At 68.3% G+C, this 25309-nt stretch carries 26 protein-coding genes; 24 read left to right on the top strand and 2 right to left on the bottom strand.

Features of this window, described 5'->3' with window-relative positions; translation table 11 throughout:
- Positions 1–173 precede the first annotated feature (173 nt).
- The 14 genes from ACXPWS_RS18755 (at position 174) to ACXPWS_RS18690 (ending at position 14115) form a co-directional block, all read left to right on the top strand.
- Positions 174–794, top strand: coding sequence for a PaaI family thioesterase (locus tag ACXPWS_RS18755; protein ID WP_458708102.1), 621 nt, complete (start codon positions 174–176; stop codon positions 792–794).
- On the top strand, positions 791–1213 hold the full coding sequence (locus ACXPWS_RS18750; protein WP_458708101.1) for a TIGR02611 family protein: 423 nt from the start codon (positions 791–793) through the stop codon (positions 1211–1213). The genes ACXPWS_RS18755 and ACXPWS_RS18750 overlap by 4 nt, the downstream gene beginning before the upstream one ends.
- A gap of 52 nt (positions 1214–1265) precedes the next feature.
- Positions 1266–3314, top strand: coding sequence for a threonine--tRNA ligase (gene thrS / locus ACXPWS_RS18745; protein WP_458708100.1), 2049 nt, complete (start codon positions 1266–1268; stop codon positions 3312–3314).
- Positions 3311–3883, top strand: a complete 573-nt coding sequence (locus ACXPWS_RS18740; RefSeq protein ID WP_458708099.1) for an HIT family protein — start codon at positions 3311–3313, stop codon at positions 3881–3883. Before thrS ends, ACXPWS_RS18740 begins: the two co-directional genes overlap by 4 nt.
- Positions 3880–4521 (top strand): phosphatidylinositol phosphate synthase, encoded by a 642-nt coding sequence (gene pgsA / locus ACXPWS_RS18735; RefSeq protein ID WP_458708098.1) that lies wholly within the window; start codon positions 3880–3882, stop codon positions 4519–4521. Before ACXPWS_RS18740 ends, pgsA begins: the two co-directional genes overlap by 4 nt.
- A 41-nt stretch (positions 4522–4562) precedes the next feature.
- A complete protein-coding gene (locus tag ACXPWS_RS18730) occupies positions 4563–5477 on the top strand; it encodes a phosphatidylinositol mannoside acyltransferase (RefSeq protein ID WP_458713597.1) in 915 nt (304 codons plus the stop codon).
- The gene (locus ACXPWS_RS18725) at positions 5477–6601 is read left to right on the top strand and encodes a glycosyltransferase family 4 protein (RefSeq protein ID WP_458708097.1); all 1125 of its coding nucleotides are present in this window, start codon (positions 5477–5479) and stop codon (positions 6599–6601) included. The genes ACXPWS_RS18730 and ACXPWS_RS18725 overlap by 1 nt, the downstream gene beginning before the upstream one ends.
- A complete protein-coding gene (locus ACXPWS_RS18720; protein ID WP_458708096.1) occupies positions 6601–7635 on the top strand; it encodes an NUDIX hydrolase in 1035 nt (344 codons plus the stop codon). Before ACXPWS_RS18725 ends, ACXPWS_RS18720 begins: the two co-directional genes overlap by 1 nt.
- A 67-nt stretch (positions 7636–7702) precedes the next feature.
- Entirely contained in the window at positions 7703–8608 is a 906-nt protein-coding gene (gene pdxS, locus ACXPWS_RS18715) for a pyridoxal 5'-phosphate synthase lyase subunit PdxS (RefSeq protein WP_458708095.1), read from the top strand.
- Between the two features lie 9 nt (positions 8609–8617).
- Positions 8618–9463 (top strand): acyl-CoA thioesterase II, encoded by an 846-nt coding sequence (gene tesB, locus ACXPWS_RS18710; RefSeq protein ID WP_458708094.1) that lies wholly within the window; start codon positions 8618–8620, stop codon positions 9461–9463.
- Positions 9460–10041, top strand: coding sequence for a pyridoxal 5'-phosphate synthase glutaminase subunit PdxT (pdxT, locus tag ACXPWS_RS18705; protein ID WP_458708093.1), 582 nt, complete (start codon positions 9460–9462; stop codon positions 10039–10041). Before tesB ends, pdxT begins: the two co-directional genes overlap by 4 nt.
- 104 nt (positions 10042–10145) lie before the next feature.
- Entirely contained in the window at positions 10146–12032 is a 1887-nt protein-coding gene (locus ACXPWS_RS18700) for a glycosyltransferase family 39 protein (RefSeq protein ID WP_458708092.1), read from the top strand.
- A 52-nt stretch (positions 12033–12084) separates the two neighbouring features.
- A complete protein-coding gene (locus ACXPWS_RS18695) occupies positions 12085–12840 on the top strand; it encodes a YebC/PmpR family DNA-binding transcriptional regulator (RefSeq protein WP_458708091.1) in 756 nt (251 codons plus the stop codon).
- Positions 12841–12882: 42 nt separating this feature from the next.
- Positions 12883–14115, top strand: a complete 1233-nt coding sequence (locus ACXPWS_RS18690; protein WP_458708090.1) for an HNH endonuclease signature motif containing protein — start codon at positions 12883–12885, stop codon at positions 14113–14115.
- Positions 14116–14121: 6 nt separating this feature from the next.
- Here ACXPWS_RS18690 and ACXPWS_RS18685 read toward each other — a convergent pair whose 3' ends face one another.
- Entirely contained in the window at positions 14122–14769 is a 648-nt protein-coding gene (locus tag ACXPWS_RS18685; protein WP_458708089.1) for an SDR family oxidoreductase, read from the bottom strand.
- 55 nt (positions 14770–14824) lie between these two features.
- On the opposite strand from ACXPWS_RS18685, the gene ACXPWS_RS18680 reads away from it, so the two are divergent.
- From ACXPWS_RS18680 to ACXPWS_RS18655, 6 genes are all read left to right on the top strand, one after another.
- On the top strand, positions 14825–15133 hold the full coding sequence (locus ACXPWS_RS18680) for a hypothetical protein (RefSeq protein WP_458708088.1): 309 nt from the start codon (positions 14825–14827) through the stop codon (positions 15131–15133).
- An 80-nt stretch (positions 15134–15213) separates the two neighbouring features.
- Entirely contained in the window at positions 15214–15771 is a 558-nt protein-coding gene (ruvC, locus tag ACXPWS_RS18675) for a crossover junction endodeoxyribonuclease RuvC (RefSeq protein WP_458708087.1), read from the top strand.
- Entirely contained in the window at positions 15768–16355 is a 588-nt protein-coding gene (gene ruvA, locus ACXPWS_RS18670) for a Holliday junction branch migration protein RuvA (protein ID WP_458708086.1), read from the top strand. Before ruvC ends, ruvA begins: the two co-directional genes overlap by 4 nt.
- Positions 16355–17416, top strand: a complete 1062-nt coding sequence (gene ruvB / locus ACXPWS_RS18665) for a Holliday junction branch migration DNA helicase RuvB (RefSeq protein WP_458708085.1) — start codon at positions 16355–16357, stop codon at positions 17414–17416. Before ruvA ends, ruvB begins: the two co-directional genes overlap by 1 nt.
- Before the next feature lie 5 nt (positions 17417–17421).
- Positions 17422–17805 (top strand): DUF1304 domain-containing protein, encoded by a 384-nt coding sequence (locus tag ACXPWS_RS18660; protein ID WP_458708084.1) that lies wholly within the window; start codon positions 17422–17424, stop codon positions 17803–17805.
- A 67-nt stretch (positions 17806–17872) separates the two neighbouring features.
- Complete coding sequence (locus ACXPWS_RS18655) at positions 17873–18472, top strand: hypothetical protein (RefSeq protein WP_458708083.1); 600 nt, start codon at positions 17873–17875, stop codon at positions 18470–18472.
- 12 nt (positions 18473–18484) lie between these two features.
- Here ACXPWS_RS18655 and gabT read toward each other — a convergent pair whose 3' ends face one another.
- Positions 18485–19825, bottom strand: coding sequence for a 4-aminobutyrate--2-oxoglutarate transaminase (gene gabT, locus ACXPWS_RS18650; protein WP_458708082.1), 1341 nt, complete (start codon positions 19823–19825; stop codon positions 18485–18487).
- Between the two features lie 319 nt (positions 19826–20144).
- Here gabT and yajC point away from each other — a divergent pair, with 319 nt between their 5' ends.
- The 4 genes from yajC to ACXPWS_RS18630 all read left to right on the top strand — a co-directional run bounded on the left by yajC (position 20145) and on the right by ACXPWS_RS18630 (position 25308).
- Positions 20145–20507: a preprotein translocase subunit YajC gene (gene yajC / locus ACXPWS_RS18645; RefSeq protein ID WP_458708081.1), complete on the top strand. Its 363-nt coding sequence runs from the start codon at positions 20145–20147 to the stop codon at positions 20505–20507.
- Between the two features lie 71 nt (positions 20508–20578).
- Positions 20579–22381 (top strand): protein translocase subunit SecD, encoded by a 1803-nt coding sequence (secD, locus tag ACXPWS_RS18640; protein WP_458708080.1) that lies wholly within the window; start codon positions 20579–20581, stop codon positions 22379–22381.
- Positions 22382–22384: 3 nt separating this feature from the next.
- A complete protein-coding gene (gene secF / locus ACXPWS_RS18635) occupies positions 22385–23662 on the top strand; it encodes a protein translocase subunit SecF (RefSeq protein ID WP_458708079.1) in 1278 nt (425 codons plus the stop codon).
- Entirely contained in the window at positions 23662–25308 is a 1647-nt protein-coding gene (locus ACXPWS_RS18630; protein ID WP_458708078.1) for an ABC transporter substrate-binding protein, read from the top strand. The genes secF and ACXPWS_RS18630 overlap by 1 nt, the downstream gene beginning before the upstream one ends.
- Position 25309: the final 1 nt, after the last annotated feature.

Here is a 25309-nt window from a genome sequence, read left to right as displayed (position 1 = left end):
CCGGGGTGGCAGCGAACGTGCGGATGGAATGTTGAAACGTTTCAACGAACCTAGTGTGACGCCGGTCATATGTCAACGCCGTCCACCGCCGGACGACCAATAATCCTGCGCTCGAATCGGATTCGGGCCGACCGGCGCGCCCTGGGAGCCGGCTGTGCAATAACGTGGCTGGTGTGGCGACTCCAGCAGTGCACCCCGGGGGCGGATTCAACCCGCCCGAGCCCACCGACAAGGGCGGCCCGGACTACGGCCGGTTCATCGAGGCCGTGCGCACGCTGCAGGACCTCGCCCGTGCTGCCGACGCTCCCGATGCGGTGATCACCGAGGCCGCCGACCTGATCGAAAAGGTGTCGGCGCTGCTGACCCCGTACGAGGCCGACGAATGGCATTCCCCGTCCGGTCGCCGGCTGGACCTGCCCAGCCGGGGCAACATCATGTCCGTACCCATGGACCTGGTGGTCACCGAAGACGGGCGGGTCCGCGGGACCGTTCGGTTTCGGCGCTACCATCTGGGTCGCAACGGAGCCGTGCACGGCGGCGTGCTCGGACTGCTCTTCGATTCGCTACTCGGCTTCACCACCGCCAAGCTCACCAAGAGCCTGTATCAACGCACCGCGCATCTGGGCATCGACTACCGCAAGATCGTCCCGATCGAGAAGGAACTCCAAGTGGACGCCGGAATCGACCGGATCGAGGGCCGCAAGATCTTCGTCAGCGGCCGCCTGAGTGACGGTGACGATCTGCTCACCGAGGCCGACGCCCTGTTCATCCGGCTCAAGCCGGGGCAGCCGTGAAAGCTGCCGACCTGAAAAGGAGCTGGGCCCGCCGGCGGGACCGGTTGCGCGAACGCCCCGTCGCCGATTTCGTCTACCGCGCCGTCGTGGGTGTGGTGGGTCTGCTGGTGCTGGCCGTCGGCATCGTCGCCATTCCCTACCCGGGGCCGGGCTGGGCGATCGTCTTCCTGGGCCTGGCGATCCTGGCCACCGAGTTCCGCGCCGCCCAGATCGCCCTGCACTGGGTCAAGCAGCGTTATGACGCGGTGATGGCCTGGTTCGCCCGTCAGCACATCGCCGTGAAAGCGCTCAGCGCGGTCTTCACCGGGCTGGTGGTGGTCGCCAGCCTGTGGGGGCTGGGCGCGCTCTACTGGCTCGGAGATCTGGTCGGCTTCGAACCGCCCTGGCTGAAGAGCCCGATCGGTATCGGGTCGGACTGACCCACCCCGATAGCATGGTCGCGAACCTGATCGACCATGAGGAGAGTTCCCGATGAGCGCCGCCGCCAGCACCGCCCCCGCAGCCCCGATCCGGGTCGCTGCCGGGACCACCGCTGGGGCGGCCGTCCGCGCCGCCGGACTTCCCGAACGCGGCGCACCGGATGCCATCGTGGTGGTCCGCGACGCCGACGGGCGGCTGCGCGACCTGTCGTGGACGCCGGACACCGACGCCGAGGTGAGCCCGGTGGCCGCCGACACCGACGACGGCCGCAGCGTGATCCGGCACTCGGCTGCCCACGTCCTCGCTCAGGCCGTCCAAGAGCTGTTCCCGCAGGCGAAGCTGGGTATCGGACCGCCCATCACGGACGGCTTCTACTACGACTTCGACGTGCCGGAGGCATTCACGCCCGACGATCTGGCGAAGCTGGAGAAGCGGATGGCCAAGATCGTCAAGGACGGTCAGCTGTTCTCCCGCCGGGTGTACGAGTCCAAAGACCAAGCCCGCGCCGAACTCGCCGGCGAACCGTACAAACTGGAACTCGTCGACGACAAGTCCGGCGACCCGGACGTGATGGAGGTGGGTGGCGACGAGCTCACCGCCTACGACAACCTCAACGCCCGCACCAAGGAACGCATCTGGGGCGACCTGTGCCGCGGCCCGCACATCCCCACCACCAAGTACATCCCGGCGTTCAAGCTGACCCGCAGCAGCGCGGCCTACTGGCGCGGAAACCAGAACAACGCCAGCCTGCAGCGCATCTACGGCACCGCCTGGGAGTCGCAGGAGGCGCTGGACCGTCACCTCGAGCTGATCGAGGAGGCGCAGCGCCGTGACCACCGCAAGCTCGGCGTGGAACTCGATCTGTTCAGCTTCCCGGACGAACTCGGTTCCGGGCTGCCCGTCTTCCATCCCAAGGGCGGCATCATCCGCAAGGAACTGGAGGACTACTCGCGCCGCAAGCACGAGCAGGCCGGCTACCAGTTCGTGAACACCCCGCACATCACCAAGGAAAACCTCTACATCACCTCGGGTCACCTGGAGTGGTACGCCGACGGCATGTTCCCGCCGATGCAGATCGACGCCGAGTACAACGAGGACGGCACCGTACGCAAGCCCGGCCAGGACTACTACCTGAAGCCGATGAACTGCCCGATGCACCACCTCATCTACCGGTCCCGCGGCCGGTCTTATCGCGAATTGCCGTTGCGGCTCTTCGAATTCGGGTCGGTGTATCGGTACGAGAAGTCCGGCGTCATCCACGGCCTGACCCGGGTGCGCGGCATGACCCAGGACGACGCGCACATCTACACCACCCGCGAGCAGATGCGCGACGAGTTGACCTCGCTGCTGGGTTTCGTGCTCGACCTGCTCTCCGATTACGGCCTGGACGATTTCTACCTGGAGCTGTCCACCCGGGACCCGGAGAAGTCCGTCGGCTCCGACGAACTCTGGGAGGAGGCCACCACGACGCTGCGCGAGGTGGCCGAGGCCTCCGGGCTGGATCTGGTGCCGGACCCGGGTGGCGCGGCGTTCTACGGACCCAAGATCTCGGTGCAGGTGAAGGACGCACTGGGCCGGCACTGGCAGATGTCGACGATCCAGCTGGACTTCAACATGCCCGACCGGTTCGAGCTGGAGTACACCGCAGGCGACGGCAGCCGGCAGCGGCCGGTGCTGATCCACCGGGCGTTGTTCGGTTCCATCGAGCGGTTCTTCGGCGTGCTCACCGAGCATTACGCGGGCGCGTTCCCGGCCTGGCTGGCACCGGTGCAGGCGGTCGGCGTCCCGGTCGCCGAGGCCCACGTGCCCTACCTGGAAGATGTTGCCGCGCAATTGAAGTCGCTCGGAATCCGGGTCGAGGTGGATGCCAGTGACGACCGGATGGCCAAGAAGATCGTGAACCACACGAATCAGAAGGTGCCGTTCATGTTGCTCGCGGGCGGCCAGGACGTCGAAGCGGGAGCGATCTCGTTCCGGTTCGGTGACCGCAGCCAGCTCAACGGCGTGCCACGCGACGCGGCGGTGGCGGCCATCGTGGACTGGGTCGCCCGCCGCGAGAACGTGACGCCCAATGCCGATGTGTTCAAGGTGGACTCGTGACCGACGGCGAAGGAATCGTCGACACCGGTGTCGGAGATCCGGACCATCTCCAGCGGCTGTGGACGCCGCACCGGATGAGCTACATCGCCGAATCGCCGCTGAAGAAGGGGGCCGGTTCGGCACTGTCTTCGGAACCGTTCACCGATATCCCGCAGATGGCCGACGAGGACGGCCTGATGGTCGCGCGCGGCGAATTGGTGTACGCGGTGCTCAACCTGTACCCGTACAACCCCGGTCACCTGATGGTGGTGCCGTACCGGCGGGTGTCCGAACTGGAGGATCTCACCCCCGAGGAGAGCGCCGAGCTGATGGCGTTCACGCAGAAGGCGATTCGGGTGATCAAGGCGGTGTCGCGCCCACACGGGTTCAACGTCGGCCTCAACCTGGGTACCTCCGCAGGCGGGTCGCTCGCCGAGCACCTGCACATGCACGTGGTGCCGCGCTGGGGTGGTGATGCCAACTTCATCACCGTCATCGGTGACTCGAAGGTGATCCCGCAGCTGCTGCGCGACACCCGCCGACTCCTGGCCGACGAATGGGCCGCTCAGCTGGGGCAGTCGGACAAATGAGCGACTTCTACCTGATGACCCGGGCGGCGTACGTCAAGTTGTCGCGACCGGTCGCCAGGGCGGCGCTGCGCGTCGGATTCACCCCGGACATCATCACCGTGTTGGGGACCGCGGGTTCGGTGCTTGCGGCGTTGCTGATGTATCCCATGGGTCAGCTGTGGTGGGGCTCGGTGGCCGTCTTCGTCTTCGTGCTGGCCGACATGCTCGACGGTGCCATGGCCCGCGAGCGCGGTGGCGGCACCCGGTTTGGGGCGGTGCTGGACGCCACCTGCGACCGCATCGCCGACGGTGCGGTGTTCTGCGGCCTGGCGTGGTGGATCGCGTTCGGGATGCACAACGCGCAGCTGCTGGTGGCCACCCTGATCTGCCTGGTCACCTCGCAGGTCATCTCGTATGTGAAGGCCCGCGCCGAAGCCAGCGGGCTGCGCGGGGACGGCGGCATCATCGAACGTCCGGAACGACTGGTCATCGTGTTGACCGGCGCCGGGTTGTCCGGGCTGTTCGGCGTGCCGCTGATCCTGGAGATCGCCATGTGGCTGCTCGCGGTAGCCAGCGTGGTCACCGTCGCTCAGCGGCTGCACGCCGTGCGCACCTCGCCGGGCGCGATGGATTCCCTGCCCGCCGAAGGAACCCCGTGAGCACACCGTCGGCCGGGCTGCCGCGGATCCGCGGGTTGCGGATGCCACTGGGCGGCGAGCTGACCGACATCGGTTACGCGGCGGGCTGGCGTGTGGTGCGTGCGATGCCGGAGTTCGCCGCCCGCAACATGTTCGATGCGGGCGCGCTGTACGCGGCGCGCGGCGGCGGACCCGAGCAGCTGCGCAAGAACCTGGCCAGGATTGTCGGCGTGCAGCCGGCGGAGGTACCGGGCAGCCTGGTCCGGGCGTCTCTGGCGTCCTACGCCCGCTACTGGCGTGAGGCGTTCCGGCTGCCGTCGATGGACCACAAGGCGCTGGCGCTCCGCCTGCAGGAACTCGCCGAAGGCGACCAGCATGTCGCCGAGGCGCTGGCGGCCGGCCGCGGTGCGGTGCTGGCCCTGCCGCACAGCGGCAACTGGGATATGGCCGGCGTGTGGCTGACCAATACCTACGGCCCGTTCGCCACGGTCGCCGAACGGCTCAAACCCGAGTCGCTGTACCAGCGGTTCGTCGACTATCGGGAGAGCCTCGGGTTCGAAGTGCTGCCGCTCAACGGCGGTGCCCGCCCGCCCGGTGAGGTGCTGGCCGAGCGGCTGCGCAACAACGGCCTGGTGTGCCTGATGTCCGACCGCGACCTGACCCGCTCCGGGATCGAGGTCGACTTCTTCGGCGCGGCCACCCGGCTGCCTGCGGGGCCGGCGCGGCTGGCGCTGGAAACCGGTGCGGCGCTGCTGCCCACGCACTGCTGGTTCGAGGGCGACGGCTGGGCCACCCGCATCCACCCGCCGCTGGACACCTCCTCCGGTGACGTCACCGTCATCACCCAGGCGCTGGCCGACCGGTTCGCCGCCAACATCGCCGCCCATCCGGCCGACTGGCACATGCTGCAACCGCAGTGGCTGGCCGACCTGTCCGACGAGCGCAGGGCCCGCCTGGACGGGCCACGGGAGCGCTGATGCGGATCGGGATGGTATGCCCGTACTCCTTCGATGTGCCCGGCGGCGTACAGGCACACGTCCTCCAGCTCGCCGAGGTCTTCCGGTCTCAGGGGCATGAGGTCAGCGTGCTGGCACCGTCCTCGCCGCATGTGCAGGTGCCGGATTACGTGGTGTCGGGCGGCAAGGCCGTACCCATCCCGTACAACGGGTCGGTGGCCCGTCTGCGCTTCGGCCCGGCCACGCACCGCACCGTCAAGAAGTGGATCATGCACGGCGAATTCGACGTGTTGCATCTGCACGAGCCGAACGCGCCGAGCCTGTCCATGCTGGCGCTGATGATCGCCGAAGGCCCCATCGTCGCCACGTTCCACACATCGACCACGAAATCGTTGACGCTCAGCGTCTTTGCCGGAATTCTGCGCCCCTGGCACGAGAAGATCGTCGGCCGCATCGCGGTGTCGGATCTGGCGCGGCGCTGGCAGATGGAGGCGTTGGGCTCCGACGCGGTCGAAATCCCCAACGGTGTACCGATTTCGGCGTTCGGGTCCGCGCCGCTGCTGGACGGGTATCCGCGCGAGGGCCGGTGCGTGTTGTTCCTCGGCCGCTTCGACGAACCGCGCAAGGGGATGGCGGTGCTGCTGGCCGCGTTGCCCCGATTGGTGGAGTCCTTCCCCGAGGTGCAGGTACTGGTGGTGGGCCGCGGCGATGAGCAGGCACTGGCCGAGGAAGCCGGCGATTGCGCCCGGCACCTGCGATTCCTGGGGCAGGTCGACGATGCAGCGAAGGCGTCCGCGCTGCGCAGCGCCGACGTGTACTGCGCACCCAACACCGGCGGCGAGAGCTTCGGCATCGTGCTGGTCGAGGCGATGGCCGCCGGCACCGCAGTGGTCGCCAGTGATCTGGACGCCTTCCGGCGGGTGCTCGACAACGGCGCAGCGGGCAAGCTGGTGCCGGTCGACGATGCCGACGCGCTGGCGGACGCGCTGGTGGCCGTGCTCGGGGACGACGCGCTGCGGCGGCGCTATGTGGAGGCGGCGAGTGCCGCGGTGCAGCGTTACGACTGGTCGGTGGTGGCCGCCGATATCTTGCGGGTTTACGAGACGGTGGCCGTGGCGGGCGTCAAGGTGCGGGTTGCCGACTGATGGGTATCTTGCTGATCTGCCTGGCCGTGTTGGTCGGCGTAGCCGTCCTGCTGACCGGTTCGTGGGCGTATCTCACCGCCAACCGGCTGGACCGCCTGCACGTTCGCTACGACCTGTCCTGGCAGGCGCTGGATGCCGCGCTGGCGCGACGCGCCGTGGTGGCCAGGGCGGTGGCCGTCGACGCGTTCGGCCGGGCACCGGAAGGCAAGCGGCTGGCGGCCTTGGCCGATGCCGCCGAGCGCGCCCCCCGCACTACCCGTGAGGCCGCGGAGAACGAGTTGTCGGCCGCGCTGGAGAGCGTCGCCCCCTCGGCCCTGCCGGTCGCGCTGGTGGCCGAACTCGCCGACGCCGAGGCACGGGTGTTGCTGGCCCGCCGGTTCCACAACGACGCCGTCCGCGATATCCAGGCGCTGCGCGAGCGACCGATGGTGCGGCTGCTGCATCTGGGCGGCACCGCGGCCCTGCCGGCCTATTTCGAGATCGCCGAACGGGCCGGTCCGGCGGCCCGGGACGGCGGGCCTGTCACCCGGCGGATCTCGGCGCGGGTTGTGCTGCTCGACGAGGACGGCCGGGTGCTGCTGTTCTGCGGATCCGATCCCGCGCGTGCCGGCGAGGACCCGCGCCGATGGTGGTTCACCATCGGCGGTGCCGTGGAGCAGGGTGAAGAACTCGCCGACACCGCGGTGCGGGAGCTGATCGAGGAGACCGGACTGCGGGTGGAACCGGCCGACATGGTCGGGCCGGTGTGGCGGCGCGACGCGATCATCGACTTCAACGGGGCGGTGGTCCGCAGCGAGGAGTTCTACTTCGTGCACCGCGCCCGCCGGTTCGAGCCGTCGGCGACCGGTCGCACCCCGCTGGAACGTCGCTACATTCACGGCCACCGGTGGTGCGATGAGACAATGATCGACGAGCTGGTCGCCAATGGGGAGTCCGTCTATCCGCTGCAGCTCCGCGAACTTCTGGCGCAAGCCGGTGAGCTGGCGGATGTGCGCGGGGCAGGGCCGGGTACCCAACCTCAGCAGATCCGCTGAGAGTGCGGATTCAATTGATTTGGCACCACGTTTAGACTGGATCAGTAGTGAACTGGAGGAGATAGCTATGGATACCGCAGCGCAGAACGGTAACCAGACCGGTACCGCCCGGGTGAAGCGCGGCATGGCCGAGATGCTCAAGGGTGGCGTCATCATGGACGTGGTCACCCCCGAGCAGGCCCGGATCGCCGAGGCGGCCGGTGCGGTCGCGGTGATGGCACTGGAGCGGGTGCCCGCCGATATCCGCGCCCAGGGCGGGGTGTCGCGGATGAGCGATCCCGACATGATCGAGGGCATCATCGCCGCGGTGACCATCCCGGTGATGGCCAAGGCCCGGATCGGACATTTCGTCGAGGCCCAGATCCTGCAGGCCCTCGGCGTGGACTACGTGGACGAGTCCGAGGTGCTCACCCCGGCCGACTACGCCAACCACATCGACAAGTGGAAGTTCACCGTGCCGTTCGTGTGCGGTGCGACCAACCTGGGCGAGGCATTGCGCCGGATCACCGAGGGTGCGGCGATGATCCGCTCCAAGGGCGAGGCCGGCACCGGTGATGTGTCCAATGCGACCACGCACATGCGCACCATCGGCGGTGAGATCCGGCGGTTGACCACGTTGAGCGAGGACGAGTTGTTCGTCGCTGCCAAGGACCTGCAGGCGCCCTATGACCTGGTGGTCGAGGTGGCCCGGGCCGGCAAGTTGCCGGTGACGATGTTCACCGCCGGCGGTATCGCCACGCCCGCGGATGCGGCGATGATGATGCAACTGGGTGCCGAGGGCGTGTTCGTGGGTTCGGGCATCTTCAAGTCCGGTGACCCGGCCGCGCGTGCGGCCGCGATCGTGAAAGCCACCACGTTCTACGACGATCCCGACGTGCTGGCCAAGGTGTCGCGTGGGCTCGGCGAGGCGATGGTCGGCATCAACGTCGACGACATCCCGGTCCCGCACCGGCTCGCCGAACGCGGCTGGTAAACAGACCGGGTGGCGATTGAAGAGATCCTCGACCTGGAACAGCTCGAGGTCAACATCTATCGCGGTGGGGTGTTCAGTCCGGAGTCGGGTTTTCTGCAGCGCACGTTCGGCGGCCACGTCGCCGGCCAGTCGCTGGTGTCGGCGGTGCGTACCGTCGACCCGAAGTTCCAGGTGCACTCGCTGCACGGCTACTTCCTGCGGCCCGGTGATGCGCGCGCGCCGTCGGTGTACCTGGTGGAGCGGCTCCGCGACGGTGGATCGTTCTGCACCCGCCGGGTCAGCGCCATCCAGCACGGCCAGACCATCTTCAGCATGTCGGCGTCGTTCCAGGCCGACCAGAGCGGTATCGAGCATCAGGATGCGATGCCATCCGCGCCCGGTCCAGAAGACCTGCCGGGGTTCCGGTCCGGGGGCGCATTCGATGACGCCGGGTTCGCCCAGTTCGCCGAATGGGATGTCCGCATCGTCCCGCGCGATCAGGTGAATCGGTTGCCCGGCAAGGCTTCTCAGCAGCAGGTGTGGTTCCGTCACCGCGACCCGCTGCCCGATGACTCGGTGCTACACATCTGTGCGCTGGCCTATCTCAGCGATCTGACCCTGTTGGGTTCGGCGCAGGTGAACCATCCCGACGAGCGCAAGCACCTGAACATCGCGTCGCTGGATCACGCCATGTGGTTCATGCGGCCGTTCCGCGCCGACGAGTGGCTGCTCTACGACCAGTCCTCACCATCGGCGTGCGGTGGCCGTGCGCTGACCCAGGGCAAGCTGTTCAACCGGTACGGCGAGATGGTCGCGGCCGTCATGCAGGAGGGGCTGACCCGTTACCAGCGGGATTTCGTCCCGCCGGCGAAGTGACCGCCCGGGTCGGTGTGCTCGCCCTGCAGGGCGACACCCGTGAACATCTGGCCGCATTGCGCGAGGCCGGCGCCGAAGCGCTGACGGTGCGCCGGCTGCCGGAACTGGAATCGGTGGACGCCCTGGTCATTCCGGGTGGGGAGTCCACCGCGATCAGTCATCTGCTGCGCGAGTTCGACCTGCTCGAGCCGCTCCGCGCACGGCTGGCCGACGGGATGCCGGCATATGGGTCATGCGCCGGAATGATTCTGCTGGCCAACGAGATCCTCGACGCCGGCGCCGACGGACGGCAGGCCGAGCCGTTGCGGGGCATTGATATGACGGTGCGGCGCAATGCTTTCGGGCGGCAGGTGGACTCCTTCGAGGAGGACATCGTCTTTACCGGACTGGACACCGAGGTGCATGCGGTGTTCATCCGCGCGCCGTGGGTGGAACAGGTCGGAGCGGGGGTCGAGGTGCTGGCGCGGGCCGGCGGCCATCCCGTTGCGGTACGGCAGGGCAAGATGCTGGCGACGGCGTTTCACCCCGAGGTGACCGGTGATCGCCGGGTGCACAAGCTTTTCGTGGACTCCCTGTAGCGATTTGCACACAAACCGGTGAACGCCGGCATGGAGTTTGCTGTCACAGCGACGACAGGTGGCGTGCACAGCTTGTTCACATGTAGCGAGTCCTCAATGGCAATGTGACGACCACCTTCGAGAAGCCCACGGCCCAGGCCGATCCCGAAATCCCGGCCAGGCGACCCAGGAACTGGGGGCTGGTGCTGCTGCTGATCGGCACGGCCGTGCTCTACCTGTGGAACATCACCGTCAATGGGATGGGCAATCAGTTCTACGCCGCGGCCGCGCAGGCCGGTTCGGTGGACTGGGAGGCGTTGCTGTTCGGGTCGCTGGATGCGCACAACTTCATCACGGTGGACAAGCCGCCGGTGTCGCAGTGGGTGATGGGCTTGTCCGGTCAGGTGTTCGGGTTCAGCAGTGCCAGCATGTTGGTGCCGGAGGCGCTGATGGCCGTCGGTGCGGTCTGGTTGGTGTACGGGGCGGTGCGCAGGATCAGCGGGCAGTGGGCCGGCGTGCTGGCGGGGACCGCGCTGGCCCTGACGCCGGTGGCGGCGTTGATGTTCCGGTTCAACAATCCCGACGCGGTGATGGTGCTGCTGATGACGGCGGCCGCCTACTGCGCGGTGCGGGCCCTGGGTGAGCGTGGCGGGCGCTGGATCGCCCTGGCCGGGGTGGCGTTGGGGTTCGCGTTCCTGGCCAAGATGCTGGAAGGCCTGATGGTGCTGCCCGCGATCGGGCTGGTCTATCTGGTGGCCGCAACCGGCTCGCTCCGGCGGCGGTTGCTGCACCTGCTCGGCAGCCTCGCGGCATTCCTGGCCGCCTCCGGGTGGTACGTGCTGCTCACCCTGATCTGGCCGGCGTCGACGCGGCCGTATCTTGCCGGTTCCACCGATGACAACTTCATGAACCTGGTGCTGGGCTACAACGGTTTCGGCCGGGTGCTCGGACACAACAACTATGGATTCGCGCGCGGTCCGCAGATCGGAGCGGCGGCCGGGCAGGCGGTGGCCCAACCTCATCACGGCGGCTTCGGCGGCTGGGGCGACCAGCAGCAGGGTCTGCCGCGGCTGTTCACCGGTGAGTTCGGTTATGAGATCGGCTGGCTGCTGGTCGGCGCCCTGTTGGCGACGGCACTGGTGCTGATCTCCCGGGGGCGGGCGCCCCGCACCGACATCGTCCGGGCCGGCACCATTCTGTTCGGCGGCTGGCTGCTGGTCGACGCCCTGGTGCTGAGCTTCATGAAGACCAACGTGCACCCGTATTACTGCATGTCCCTGGCGCCGGCCGTGGCGGCGATGTTCGCGATCGGCATCCAGGAGATGTGGCGGCGACGCGAGAGCTGGTTCGGCCGGAGCGGGCTGGCGGCACTGCTGCTGGTCACCGGGGGCTGGAACTGGTGGATCCTGGGCCGCAACGCGGATTGGCTGCCGCCGCTGCGCTGGGTGATCCTCGCGGTGACCGTCGTGGCCACCGCCACCCTGCTGTGGGCCCTGACCGCATCGAATCGGCGGCGGGTGGCCACGGTCGCGGTCGCGGTGGCCGTGCTGGGATCGCTCGCGGGTTCGGCGGCTTACACCGTGGCGACGCTGGGCCAGCCACACACCGGCGGGGGACCGTCGGTGGGGCCGGCCCAGGCCGATCACGGGCACGGCTGGGGTCAGAACGCGGACAACGCCCAGCTGGACGCGATGCTGAAGGCCACGGGCACCACCTGGTCGGCGGCGATCAATCGGTCCTCGGCCGCATCGTCGCTCGAATTGTCGACCGGGACAGCGGTGATGGCGATCGGCGGGTTCACCGGGAGTGACCCGGTGCCCACCCTGAGCCAGTTCAAAGACGATGTGGCCGGTCACCAGATCACCTACTACATCCTGCCGGACGCCAACGGTCACGGCGGTTTCGGCCGTAATGTGCACACCGACATCTCGGACTGGGTGAAGAGCAATTTCACCCCGGTCAAGGTCGGTACGAACACGGTGTACGACCTGACCGCGCCGAAGGCGGGGTAGCCCGGAGCTAGACTGGGCAGCCGGAGTTCGACCAGAAAGAGGGCGTACCTGCATGAGCGGCCATTCCAAGTGGGCCACCACAAAGCACAAGAAGGCGATCATCGACGCCCGCCGAGGCAAGAACTTCGCCAAGCTGATCAAGAACATCGAGGTGGCAGCGCGCACCGGTGGCGGCGATCCCGGCGGCAACCCCACGCTGTACGACGCCATCCAGAAGGCCAAGAAGTCCTCGGTGCCCAATGACAACATCGAGCGGGCCCGTAAGCGCGGTGCCGGTGAAGAGGCGGGCGGCGCCGACTGGCAGACCATCACGTATGAGGGCTACGGCCCCAACGGTGTGGCCGTGCTGATCGAATGCCTGACCGACAACCGCAACCGCGCCGCCGGTGAGGTGCGGGTGGCGATGACCCGCAACGGCGGCAACATGGCCGATCCGGGCTCGGTGGCCTACCTGTTCTCGCGCAAGGGTGTGGTGACCCTGGAGAAGAACGGACTGTCCGAGGACGACGTGCTGGCAGCCGTGCTGGAGGCCGGCGCCGAGGAGATCAACGATCTCGGGGAGACCTTCGAGATCATCTCCGAGCCCACCGATCTGGTCGCGGTGCGCTCGGCGCTGCAGGACGCGGGGATCGACTACGACTCCGCCGAGTCCGGGTTCCAGCCGTCGGTGAGCGTGGCCGTGGACCTGGAGGCCGCCCGCAAGGTGCTCAAGCTGGTCGACGCGCTGGAGGACAGCGACGACGTACAAGAGGTGTACACCAACGTCGACATTCCCGACGACGTCGCGGCTCAGCTCGACGAGGAGTAAAGCGGCCCCGAAGTTGTCGGACCGTGCTGCGATGATGGTGTCATGTCCAGCGCCGCAGCGTCTTTGGCTTCGCAGGCTAGTCCTGCCGAGCGGCTTGAGGTGTTGTTCGGGGAGCTGGCCGAGTTGTGTGGGCAGCGTAATGCGATCGACGGTCGTCTGGTCGAGATCGTGGCCGCGTTGGAGCGCGAGGGCCTGGCGGGGTTGACCGGGGCGCGGTCGCTGTCGGCGTTGGTGGCCTGGAAAACCGGTGCCACCCCCCGCAACGCCGACACCGTCGTGGCCGTCGCACGCCGCATCGAGGAATTGCCGGTCTGCATCGCCGGCCTGCGGGAGGGTCGGTTGTCGTTGGATCAGGTCGGGGTCATCGCCGAACGCGGCGCCCACGGTAGCGATGCGCATTACGCCGAACTGGCCGCCTCGGCGACGGTGGCCCAGTTGCGCACCGCGATCAACCTGGCACCCCGCGACGAACCCGAACCGGAAGCCAAGCCGGAGCCGGGGCCTGAGGTCACCAAGACCAGCGAGGGTGCGGACTACACCACTTACCGGATCCGGTTACCGCGCCTGGACGCCGCGAAATTCGATGCGGCCGTGCAGTCCCACCTCGACGGCTTGATCACCGACCACACCGACCAGGGTAGTGAGCTGTTTCCGACCCGGGCGGATGCGTTCATGAGTGTGGTCGAAGCCGGCTGGGACACCGAAGTGGCCCGGCGCCCGCACGGCCAACACACCACCATCGTCGTGCACCTCGACCTCGAGCAGAAGACCGCCGCCCTGCATTTGGGTCCGGTCTTGACCGATGCGGAACGCCAATTCCTGGCCTGTGATGCGACCTGCGAAGTGTGGTTCCAACGTCACGGCCGACCGATCGGCTCGGCCCGGGCCACCCGCACCATCAGCCGCCGGCTACGCCGCGTGTTGGAACATCGTGATCGCTGCTGCGTGATCCCGGGCTGCGCCGCCACCCGGGGATTGCATGCCCACCACATCACACACTGGGAAGACGGCGGCCCCACCGAGCTGTCCAACCTGGTGCTGGTCTGCCCCCATCACCACCGACTGCACCACCGCGGCGCCCTGAACATCACCGGACCCGCCGACCGACTCATCATCACCGACCACACCGGACAACCACTGCACCGCGGATCCCTGGCCAACCCACCCACCACGCAAGCACCCGCAGTCGCCCCCTATCCCGGACCGACCGGCGAACGCGCCCAATGGTGGTGGTACCAACCCTTCCCACCACCACCGCCACCGTCGGCAAACTAGGGCGATCTAAAGCGCTTCGGCGACAGGCACATCGCCGGAGATGACCTCGAACGTCCGCCCCGCGGTGCCGGGATCGTCCAGCACGGCCAGCAGCACGGCCGCCACGTCGGCGCGCGGGATGCTGCCGCGTCCCGTCGTCTCGGCGATCCGGACCTTGCCGGTGCCCGGTTCATCGGTGAGCCCGCCGGGCCGCACGATCGTGGTCTGCAGCCCGGGGCGGGCACGTACGTTCGCGTCGGCTTCGGACTTGGCCCGGATGTAGGCCCGGAACACCTCGTCGTACCCGTCGTCCAGCGACCGGTCGTCGGCCGCGATGGCCGACACCATGACGTAACGCGGTACGCCCGCCGCCTCGGCGGCGTCGGCGAGCAGCACCGCGGCGTCTCGGTCGACGGTCTGCTTGCGCGCCGCACCGCTACCCGGCCCGGCGCCTGCGGCGAACACCACGGCATCGGCCCCGCGGACCGCGTCGGCCACTTCGGCCGCGCCGGCCCGCTCCAGATCCAGCACCACCGGCTGTGCGCCGGCCGCCCGCAGGTCGTCGGCCTGTGCCGGGTTGCGGATCAAGCCGGACACCGTGTCGCCACGTTCGGCCAGCAGCCGTTCCAGGATGAGGGCGATCTTGCCGTGTCCACCGGCGATGACGACATGCATGCCATCCACTGTGCCATTCGCTGACAGGACGGCGGATGCACAGCAAGATGTCAGCATGGCAGTGGTCACGGACCCCAACGGGGCGCAATGGTCGGTGCACCGGCGCTGGTGGCCATTCCCGGACATGTCCGATGTGCTGGACCTGGACTGGTTCACCTGGCTGCTGGCCGCGCCGTTCGTGCTGCTGTGGCCGTTCTGGCTGTTGTCCAAGGGTTTGGGTGCGCGGTGGCGCATCGTCATCGACTGCTGCGGCCGCGAAGTGGAGACCGAACTGGTGCGCGGATGGCGGCGGTCCGGCGCACGCATCAACGAACACGCGCTCCGGTTGGCGCAGGGCTGGCGATCCGGGCACTACGCGATCTGATGCATGCGTGTCCCTGCCCGGCGGTGACAGACCGGGCCGCTACGCTAATCGAACAAGTGTTCTGTGGTGAAGGGGTTGGCGTGCGGGTAATGGGAGTCGATCCCGGGCTGACGCGCTGCGGCCTGTCGGTCATCGAGACCGGCCGGGGCAGGCATGTCATCGCCCTGGATGTCGACGTGGTGCGCACGCCGTCGGACAGTCCGCTGCACAAGCGGCTGCTCACCATCAGCGACGCCGTCGAATACTGGATGGACACCCACCGCCCGGACGTCATCGCCATCGAGCGGGTGTTCGCCAACCAGAATGCCAACACCGCGATGGGTACCGCCCAAGCCGGCGGTGTCATCGCGCTGGCGGCGGCCAAGCGCGATATCGACGTGCACTTCCACACGCCCAGCGAGGTCAAGGCCGCGGTCACCGGCAACGGCAGGGCGGACAAGGCGCAGGTCACCACCATGGTGACCAAAATCCTTGCCCTGCAACAGAAGCCGACACCCGCCGACGCCGCGGACGCGTTGGCGCTGGCCATCTGCCACTGCTGGCGCGCGCCGATGATCGCCAGGATGGCCGAAGCCGAGGCCAAGGCGGCCGAAGCCAGACGCACCTATCAGGCCCGGCTGAAGGCGGCCCGGGCATGATCGCCTCGGTGCGCGGGGAGGTGATCGACATCGCGCTGGATCACACCGTCATCGAGGCGGCGGGCGTCGGCTACAAGGTGATGGCCACCCCGTCCACGCTGGCCACCCTGCGCCGCGGTGACGAGACCCGGCTGATCACCGCGATGATCGTCCGCGAGGACTCGATGACGCTGTACGGCTTCCCCGATGGCGAGGCCCGGGACCTGTTCACCACGCTGCTGGGAGTGTCCGGAGTGGGGCCCAAGATCGCTTTGGCCACCCTCGCGGTCTACGACGCCCAGGCCCTGCGCCACGCACTGGCCGACGGCGACGTCACCGCGCTGACCCGGGTGCCCGGGATCGGCAAGCGCGGCGCCGAGCGCATGGTGCTCGAGCTGCGCGACAAGATCGGCGCGATAGCCGGCACCGGGCCGGCCGCGGCCGGCGGTTTCGGAATCCGTGGACCCGTCGTGGAAGCCCTTGTCGGACTTGGCTTTGCAGCCAAGCAGGCCGAAGATGCCACCGACAAGGTGCTGGCCGACGATCCCGAGGCCACCACCTCGAGCGCGCTGCGGTCGGCGCTGTCCATGCTGGGGAAGAAGTAGTGGGACGGTTCAGCGAGGACGAGGGCGAGGAGCCCGACGAGCGGGAGGTCTCACCGGCGCTGACCGTCGGCGAGGGCGATATCGATGCCAGCCTGCGGCCCCGCACGCTGAACGAGTTCATCGGGCAGCACCGGGTCCGCGAACAACTTCAGCTCGTCCTGGAAGGCGCCAAGAACCGCGGCGGCACACCGGACCACATCCTGCTGTCCGGACCGCCCGGCCTCGGCAAGACCTCGCTGGCGATGATCATCGCCGCCGAACTGGGCGCGGCGCTGCGGGTCACCTCGGGGCCGGCCCTGGAACGTGCGGGCGACCTGGCGGCCATGCTGTCCAACCTCGTCGAGGGCGACGTGCTGTTCATCGACGAGATCCACCGGATCGCCCGGCCCGCCGAGGAGATGCTGTACCTGGCGATGGAGGATTTCCGGGTGGACGTCGTGGTGGGCAAAGGCCCCGGCGCCACGTCGATCCCGCTGGAGGTGGCACCGTTCACCCTGGTCGGCGCGACCACCCGGTCCGGTGCGCTGACCGGGCCGCTGCGCGACCGGTTCGGCTTCACCGCGCACATGGACTTCTACGAGGCGCCCGACCTGGAGCGGGTGCTGGCCCGCTCGGCCGGCATCCTCGGTATCGAGTTGGGTGCCGAAGCCGGCGCCGAGGTGGCCCGTCGCTCCCGCGGCACCCCGCGCATCGCCAACCGGCTGCTGCGCCGGGTACGTGACTACGCCGAGGTGCGGGCCGACGGCATCATCACCCGCGATATCGCCAAGGCGGCTCTGGAGGTCTACGACGTCGACGAACTCGGCCTGGACCGGTTGGACCGCGCCGTGCTGTCCGCGTTGACCCGCAGCTTCGCCGGCGGACCGGTGGGTGTGTCGACACTGGCCGTCGCGGTGGGGGAGGAAGCCACCACGGTGGAGGAAGTCTGCGAGCCGTTTCTGGTGCGGGCCGGGATGATCGCCCGTACCCCGCGTGGCCGCGTCGCGACGGCGCAAGCCTGGACACACCTGGGGTTACAGCCGCCCATCGCGGGTTTGGGCGGGGTCGGGCTGTTTGAATAGACGGCATGCTGACAGCCGGTGTGATCGTCGCGGGCCTTGCCGCGTTGCTGCACGTCTACATCTTCGTCATGGAGTCGCTGACCTGGACGTCGGCCCGGACCCGGGCGACCTTCGGGATCACCGCGGATGAGGCGGAGGCCACCAAGGAACTCGCGTTCAACCAGGGGTTCTACAACTTGTTCCTGGCCATCGTGTCCGGCGTCGGCATCGGCGCGCTGCTGACCGGCCAGCACGCGGTGGGTGCGGCGCTGATCTTCGCCGGGGTGGGATCGATGCTGGCGGCGGCGCTCGTGCTGCTGCTCAGCTCACCGGACAAGGCCCGCGCGGCCATCACCCAGGGCGTGTTCCCGTTGATCGCGGTGGTGCTGGTGGCCGTCGGTCTGGCATAGCGGCTCGGCCCGACGGTTGGGCACCCGGGACAGCGGGTACTCCGACGATCGGGAACGAGGAGGAAACATGACCGAGACCGTGGTTCCGGCCCGCACCGGACGGCTGGCGATCCCGCGCAGCCGCGGCGCTGCGAGCGGACTTCTTCTGGTGATCTTGGGCGCATGGGGCGCGCTGGCGCCCTTCATCGGCCCCTATATCGATTTCGCATACACCCCGAACCAGGCTTGGACGTGGACCGCGTCACGGGGCTGGCTGGAGGTGCTGCCCGGCGCGGTGGCGGTGCTCGGGGGCCTGCTCCTGCTGATGTCGCGCAACCGGGCCACGGCGATGCTGGGCGGCTGGCTGGGTGTGGCCGCCGGCGCGTGGTTCGTCATCGGCCGGTCGTTCACCGCGACACTGGCTCTCGGCGATATCGGTGCGCCCACCACGGCATTGAATTCGCAGGGCGTGCTGCTGCTGGAGCTGTCGTTCTTCACCGGCCTGGGCACGCTCATCGCGGTATTGGCCGGGATGGCCGTGGGTCGGCTGTCGGTACGCAGCGTGCGGGACGCGGGCTATGCGCGCCGACCGCTCGCGACCGAGGTCGACGAACCGGACGAGGTGCGCGCGCCGATGCGGCGCAGGCTTTGGTTCGGGCACCGGCGCACGCCGGTCACGCACGCCTGAGCCAAGACGCCGTCACAGGGCCTTGAGCGCGGCGGCCAGCACGTCCAGGCCTTCGTTCAGCAGATCATCGGAGATGGCCAGCGGCGGCAGGAATCGCAGCACGTTTCCGTATGTGCCGCACGACAATACGATGACGCCCTGGGCGTGCGCCGCGGCGCACAGCGCCTTGGTCAGGTCGGCGTCGGGTTCGGTGGTGCCCGGCTTGACCAGTTCGACGGCGATCATCGCGCCGCGACCGCGGACATCGCCGATCCGGTCGTCGTCGGCCTGAAGGCGGCCCAGCCGCTCCTTCATCAGCACCTCGATGTCGGCGGCGCGGGCGACGAGTCCGTCGCTCTGGATCGTCTCGATGGTCGCCAGCGCCGCGGCGCAGGCCACCGGATTGCCGCCGTAGGTGCCGCCTAGACCGGAGACGTGTGGCGCGTCCATGATCTCGGCGCGGCCGGTGACCGCCGACAGCGGCAGCCCGTCGGCGATGCCCTTGGCGGTGACGATCAGGTCGGGCTCGATGCCCTCGTGCTCGCAGGCGAACATCTTGCCGGTGCGGGCGAAGCCGGTCTGCACTTCGTCGGCGATGAAGACGACGTCGTTCTTGCGGCACCAGTCCAGCAGGGTGGCCAGGAAACCTTCGGCCGGCACGATGAAGCCGCCCTCGCCCTGAATGGGTTCGATGATGACGGCCGCCAGGTTGTCCGCGCCGACCTGCTTGTCCATCACGCTGATGGCGCGCCTGGCGGCCAGTTCGCCGTCGGTGGCCAATTCCTTGCCGAACTCCGCGTCGCGGAACGGATAGGACAGCGGTGCGCGGTACACCTCGGGGGCGAACGGGCCGAAGCCGTGCTTGTAGGGCATCGACTTCGCGGTCAGCGCCATCGTGAGGTTGGTGCGGCCGTGATAGGCGTGGTCGAAGGCCACCACCGCCTGCTTACGGGTATATGAGCGAGCGATCTTGATGGCGTTCTCCACCGCCTCGGACCCGGTGTTGAACAGTGCCGACCGTTTGTCGCCGGCCCCCGGCGTCAAGCGGTTGAGGTGCTCGCAGACTTCGACGTACTCCTCGTACGGGGTGACCATGAAACAGGTGTGGGTGAACCGGCCGGCCTGCGTGGCGACCGCGTCGACCACGCGCGGCGACGCGTTGCCGATGGTGGTGACCGCGATACCCGAACCCAGATCGATGAGCCGGTTACCGTCGATGTCCTCGACGATGCCGCCGGCGGCACGCGCGGCGTAGACCGGCATGGTGGTGCCGACGCCGCGGGACACCGCGGCGTTCTTGCGCTCGATCAAGGCCGACGACTTCGGTCCGGGGATGGCGGTGGCCAGGTGGCGGGTCTGCTCGACGGCAGTCACAGTTGACTCCTGATCGGGGTGTGCACAGCGGGGAATGACACGCAATCGAAAGCCTAATCGGCCCCCCGCCCACGCGGGTGAAAACAGAAGTTGAACAGCTGTCTGACTGCGGATCGAGTGTTGCGGGACCTAATCTTGCCACGGGTTTCGTCGATCCAGCGCTATCCGACCGTCGAATCGTGGGGTGCCCGGGTACCGGGGGAGACTGCGGGGCGGCTCAGTCGGCGATGGCGGTGATGGCACACTGGTCTGCGACGAGGCGCCGCGACCGGGTTCGCACAGCCATGCCCGCGCAACAATGACGAAAGACAGCCGTTCCATGGATTTGGTCGTATTCCTCCCGCTCATCATCATCATGGGCGCATTCATGTTCTTCGCCTCGCGCCGCCAGAAGAAGGCCATGCAGGCCACCATCGACCTCCATGAATCGCTGGCGATCGGTGACCGCGTGCACACCACGTCGGGCTTGGAGGCGACCATCACCGGCATCTCCGACGACAACGTCGAACTGGAGATCGCGCCCGGTGTGGTCACGACGTGGCTCAAGCTCGCGGTGCGGGACCGCATCGAGGACTCCGCCGCCGAGGACGCCGATGAGGACGACGAGTATGACTACGCCGACGAAGAGTCCGGCGGCGTGGAACTGACCGACCGTCCGGCACCCAAGACTGACGGCAACTGACTCAGCCTCACCGCGTACCCTCCCCGTAACGCTCGCTCCGTGTAGACCGCTTCCAAGGAGACCCAAAAACCGTGGCATCGAGTTCGGCGCCGGTGCATCCTGCGCGCTATCTGGCGCTCTTTCTGATCCTTCTGGTCGGCGTCTACCTCCTCGTCTTCCTCACCGGCGACAAGCAGGCCAAACCCAAGCTGGGCATCGACCTGCAGGGTGGCACCCGTGTCACCCTGACCGCGCGTACCCCGGACGGCTCCGAGCCCTCGCGCGAGTCGCTGATGCAGGCGCAGGAGATCATCAGCTCGCGTGTCAACGGCCTGGGCGTGTCCGGGTCCGAAGTCGTCATCGACGGCAACAACCTGGTGATCACCGTGCCGGGCAACGACGGCAGCGAGGCCCGCAACCTCGGTCAGACCGCGCGCCTCTACATCCGCCCGGTCATCCACGCGATTCCCGCGCAGGGCCAGGGCCAGGGCCAGCAGCAGCCGCCGGGCGCTCCCGGAGCGCCTCCGGGTGCCCCGCCGGGCGCTCCGCCCGGTGGACCGCCACTGCTGGCACCGGCCGAGCCGGAAGCCCCCATCGCCCCGCCCGGGCAGGCGGGTTCGACCCCGCCGGCACAGCCTCGGCCCTACCCGCAGGAGCCCGCTCCGACACCCGAGCCACCCGCTCCGGGCACGCCGGCGCCTGCCCCCGCGCCCGGCGCACCGGCAGCCCCGGCCCCCGGCGCCCCGGCACCCGCACCCGCGCCGCCGGGCACCCCGCAAGCCAAAGCCGATCTGGCCCAGCGCATTTCCGATGAGAAGCAGCTGCGCCAGAGCGCCGATCAGAGCATCCAGTTGCTGGCCCTGCAGTTCCAGGCCACCCGTTGCAACGACGAGGACGTGCTGGCCGGTAACGACGATCCGAACCTGCCGCTGGTGACCTGCTCGACCGACCATTCCACGGTGTATCTGCTGGACAAGTCGATCATGAGCGGTGAACAGATCGAGAGCGCCAGCTCGGGTCTGGATCAGCAGCGCGGCGACTACGTCGTCGACGTGCAGTTCAAGAGCGAGGGCGCCAAGACCTGGGCGGACTTCACCGCCGCCAATGTCGGCACCCAGACCGCGTTCACCCTCGACTCGCAGGTGGTCAGCGCCCCGGAGATCCAGGAGGCGATCCCCGGCGGTCGCACCCAGATCACCGGGCGATTCACCCAGGATTCGGCGCGCGAGTTGGCCAACGTGCTGAAGTACGGCTCGCTGCCGCTGTCCTTCGAGTCGTCGGAAGCCGAAACCGTCTCGGCCACACTCGGTTTGACGTCACTGCGGGCCGGCCTCATCGCCGGTGCCATCGGTCTGGCGCTGGTGCTGGTGTACGCGCTGCTCTATTACCGCGTGCTCGGCCTGCTGACGGCGCTGTCGCTGGTCGCCTCCGGTGCCATGGTGTTCGCGCTTCTGGTACTGCTCGGCAGATACATCAACTACACGCTGGACCTGGCCGGTATCGCGGGTCTGATCATCGGTATCGGCACCACCGCCGACTCCTTCGTGGTGTTCTTCGAACGCATCAAGGACGAGATTCGCGAGGGCCGGTCCTACCGGTCGGCGGTGCCGCGAGGCTGGGCCCGCGCCCGCAAGACCATCCTGTCGGGCAACGCCGTCACCTTCCTTGCCGCGGCGGTGCTCTACGTGCTGGCGGTCGGCCAGGTGAAGGGCTTCGCGTTCACCCTGGGCCTGACGACCATCCTGGACGTGCTGGTGGTCTTCCTGGTCACCTGGCCGCTGGTCTACCTGTCCACCAAATCGGCGACGCTGTCCAAGCCGGCATTCAACGGGCTCGGCGCGGTGCAGCAGATCGCCCGCGAGCGGCGTGCCGCGCACACCACGGGACGGGGATGACGGATGTCCGCCAAACACAGCACTGACACCACCGATATCGACGAGTCCGGCGCCGTCGAGGCGCCCGCGCTCGACGCCACCGACGCCGCGAACCTGCCGAAGCACAGCTTCTTCGTCCGGCTCTACACCGGCACCGGTGCGTTCGAGGTCATCGGCAAGCGCAAGATGTGGTTCATCATCAGCGGCGTCATCGTCGCCGTCGCTCTCGGCGCGATGTTGATCCGCGGCTTCACCTTCGGTATCGACTTCGAGGGCGGCACCAAGGTGTCCATGCCCGTCGACGGGGTCAAGGCCCAGGCGACCGCGGAACAGGTCGAGACGGTGTTCGGCAATGCCCTTGGCGCCGCACCGGAGTCGGTGGTGATCGTCGGCAACGGCGCATCGGCCACCGTGCAGATCCGCACCGAGACGCTGAGCAACGCGGACACCGAGAAGCTGCGCGTCGCCCTCTTCGATGCGTTCGAGCCCAAGGGTTCCGACGGTAAGCCCAGCAAGCAGGCCATCAGTGACTCGGCGGTGTCCTCAACCTGGGGTGGCCAGATCACCAAGAAGGCGCTGATCGCGCTGGTGGTGTTCCTGGTGATCGTCTCGATCTACATCACCGTGCGCTACGAGCGATATATGGCCATCTCGGCGCTGGCGGCCATGTTCTTCGACATCATCGTGACCGCAGGGGTGTACGCGCTGGTCGGCTTCGAGGTCACTCCCGCGACGGTCATCGGTCTGCTCACGATTCTGGGTTTCTCCATCTACGACACCGTCATCGTGTTCGACAAGGTCGAGGAAAACACCCACGGATTCGAGCACACCACCCGGCGCACGTTCGCCGAACAGGCCAACCTGGCCGTGAACCAGACCTTCATGCGGTCGATCAACACCAGCCTCATCTCGCTGCTGCCGATCCTGGCGCTCATCGTGGTCGCGGTCTGGCTGCTCGGGGTCGGCACCTTGAAGGACCTCGCGCTGGTGCAGCTGGTCGGCATCATCGTCGGCACCTATTCGTCCATCTACTTCGCCACCCCGCTGCTGGTCACCATGCGTGAGCGCACCGACCTGGTGCGCACCCACACCAAGCGGGTGCTGCGTCGCCGCGGCGCAGCCGCGAAAGCCGATGCGGGCGCAGCCGCGAAAGCCGATGCGGGCGTAGCCGCGAAAGCCGATGCGGGCGCCGTGGAGGACTCCGTCGTCGAGGACACCGTCACCACGCCGGCACCGGACAAGCCCGCTCCCGGGGCGCGCCCGGCCCGGCCGAACCGACCGCCGGGCAAGCGGCGTCGCTAGTGCGTGGGCGGGCGATCGCACGGACCGGTGCGGCGATTGCCGCTCTGACGCTGGTGGTGTCGGGCTGTTCGGCCGGCGCTGATCAGGTCATCGACTACGCCGTCGACGGAACACTGATCAGCTACAACACCAACACGGTGACCGGCGCCGCCTCCGGCGGCCCGCAGGCCTTCGCGCGCGTGCAGACCGCATTCACCTACCGCGGGCCCGACGGCCAGATCATCGGCGATCGGGACTACGGCAGCGTCGCGGTGGTGGGCCGGTCTCCGCTGATCCTGGACTACGAGATCAACGCCAACGCGGTGTATTCCGACGGCAAACCGATCACCTGCGACGACATGGTGCTGACCTGGGCGGCGCAATCCGGGCGGAATCCGGGTTTCGATGCGGCCAGCACCGCCGGTTACCGCGACGTCGCCACCGTCGACTGCGCCCCCGGCCAGAAGAAGGCCAGGGTCACGTTCGCCCAGGACCGCGGCGTCGTCGACTACGGGCAGCTCTTCGGCGCCACCTCGCTGATGCCGTCCCACGTGATCGCCGATCAGCTCGGCCTCGGTGACGGTGCGGTGACCACGGCGTTGCAGACCGGCGATGCCCCGGTCATCGACCGTATCGCCCAGGCGTGGAACACCGTGTGGAACTTGGGGCCCGACGCCGACATGAAGCGGTTCCCGTCCTCGGGTCCCTACAAAATCGAGTCGGTGACCAAGGACGGCGCGGTGGTGCTCACCGCGAACGACAAGTGGTGGGGGGTCAAACCGGTCGCCCAGCGGGTGACGGTGTGGCCCAGGGGAGCCGACATCCAGGACCGGGTGAACCGCGGTGCGTTCGATGTCGTCGACGTCGCCACCGGGTCGTCGGGCACGCTGAATCTGCCTGCGGGCTATACCCGTACCGACACCCCGTCCGCCGGGATCGAGCAGCTGATCTTCTCCGCGCAGGGACCGTTGGCGGCCGCGCCCGCCCGCCGTGCGCTGGCCCTGTGCACCCCGCGGGACACGATCGCCCGCAATGCGGACGTGCCGATCGCCAACGCCCGGCTCAGCCCGACCGCCGACGACGCGCTGGCCGCGGCCGAAAGTGCCGCCGAGGCAGGGCAGTTCAGTGTGGCCAATGCGGATGCCGCGCGCGCGGCGTTGAACAACCAACCGCTGACGGTGCGGATCGGCTACCAGACCCCCAACGCCAGGATCGCCGCGACGGTCGGCGCGATCGCGCAGTCCTGCGCGCCCGCGGGTATCACCGTCACCGACCAGTCCGGTGACTCGGTGGGACCGCAAAGCCTGCGCGACAACAGCATCGACGTTCTGATCGGCAGCACCGGCGGATCCGTGGGCAGCGGGTCGACCGGGTCGTCGGCGCTGGACGCCTACGATCTGCGTTTTGGCAACGGCAACAACCTGTCCGGTTACGCCAACGAGCGGGTCGACGGCATCATCGACGCACTGGCGGTGACCGCGGATCCCAAGGAGCTGACCAGGCTGCTGGGGGAGGCCGGGCCGATTCTGTGGAGCGATATTCCGACCCTGCCGCTGTACCGTCAGCAGCGCACGCTGCTCACGTCGAAGAAGGTGTCGGCGGTACAGGCGAATCCGACCCGCTGGGGCGCCGGATGGAACATGGATAGGTGGGTTCTAGAGGGATGAA

The sequence above is a fragment of the Mycobacterium sp. BMJ-28 genome (assembly GCF_054404835.1).
Note: the sequence above shows the minus strand (reverse complement) of the source record. Positions and strands in the feature narration are given on the sequence as shown.

Bases quoted from the DNA above. Each gene is read 5' to 3' on its own strand.
- ACXPWS_RS18685 (WP_458708089.1), bottom strand. From the start codon at position 14,769: ATGCATGTCGTCATCGCCGGTGGACACGGCAAGATCGCCCTCATCCTG.
- ACXPWS_RS18680 (WP_458708088.1), top strand. From the start codon at position 14,825: ATGGCAGTGGTCACGGACCCCAACGGGGCGCAATGGTCGGTGCACCGG.
- yajC (WP_458708081.1), top strand. From the start codon at position 20,145: ATGGATTTGGTCGTATTCCTCCCGCTCATCATCATCATGGGCGCATTC.
- pdxS (WP_458708095.1), top strand. From the start codon at position 7,703: ATGGATACCGCAGCGCAGAACGGTAACCAGACCGGTACCGCCCGGGTG.
- ACXPWS_RS18725 (WP_458708097.1), top strand. From the start codon at position 5,477: ATGCGGATCGGGATGGTATGCCCGTACTCCTTCGATGTGCCCGGCGGC.
- ACXPWS_RS18690 (WP_458708090.1), top strand. From the start codon at position 12,883: ATGTCCAGCGCCGCAGCGTCTTTGGCTTCGCAGGCTAGTCCTGCCGAG.
- ACXPWS_RS18660 (WP_458708084.1), top strand. From the start codon at position 17,422: ATGCTGACAGCCGGTGTGATCGTCGCGGGCCTTGCCGCGTTGCTGCAC.
- ruvA (WP_458708086.1), top strand. From the start codon at position 15,768: ATGATCGCCTCGGTGCGCGGGGAGGTGATCGACATCGCGCTGGATCAC.
- ACXPWS_RS18655 (WP_458708083.1), top strand. From the start codon at position 17,873: ATGACCGAGACCGTGGTTCCGGCCCGCACCGGACGGCTGGCGATCCCG.
- ACXPWS_RS18695 (WP_458708091.1), top strand. From the start codon at position 12,085: ATGAGCGGCCATTCCAAGTGGGCCACCACAAAGCACAAGAAGGCGATC.
- pgsA (WP_458708098.1), top strand. From the start codon at position 3,880: ATGAGCGACTTCTACCTGATGACCCGGGCGGCGTACGTCAAGTTGTCG.
- ACXPWS_RS18720 (WP_458708096.1), top strand. From the start codon at position 6,601: ATGGGTATCTTGCTGATCTGCCTGGCCGTGTTGGTCGGCGTAGCCGTC.
- ACXPWS_RS18730 (WP_458713597.1), top strand. From the start codon at position 4,563: ATGCCACTGGGCGGCGAGCTGACCGACATCGGTTACGCGGCGGGCTGG.
- thrS (WP_458708100.1), top strand. From the start codon at position 1,266: ATGAGCGCCGCCGCCAGCACCGCCCCCGCAGCCCCGATCCGGGTCGCT.
- secF (WP_458708079.1), top strand. From the start codon at position 22,385: ATGTCCGCCAAACACAGCACTGACACCACCGATATCGACGAGTCCGGC.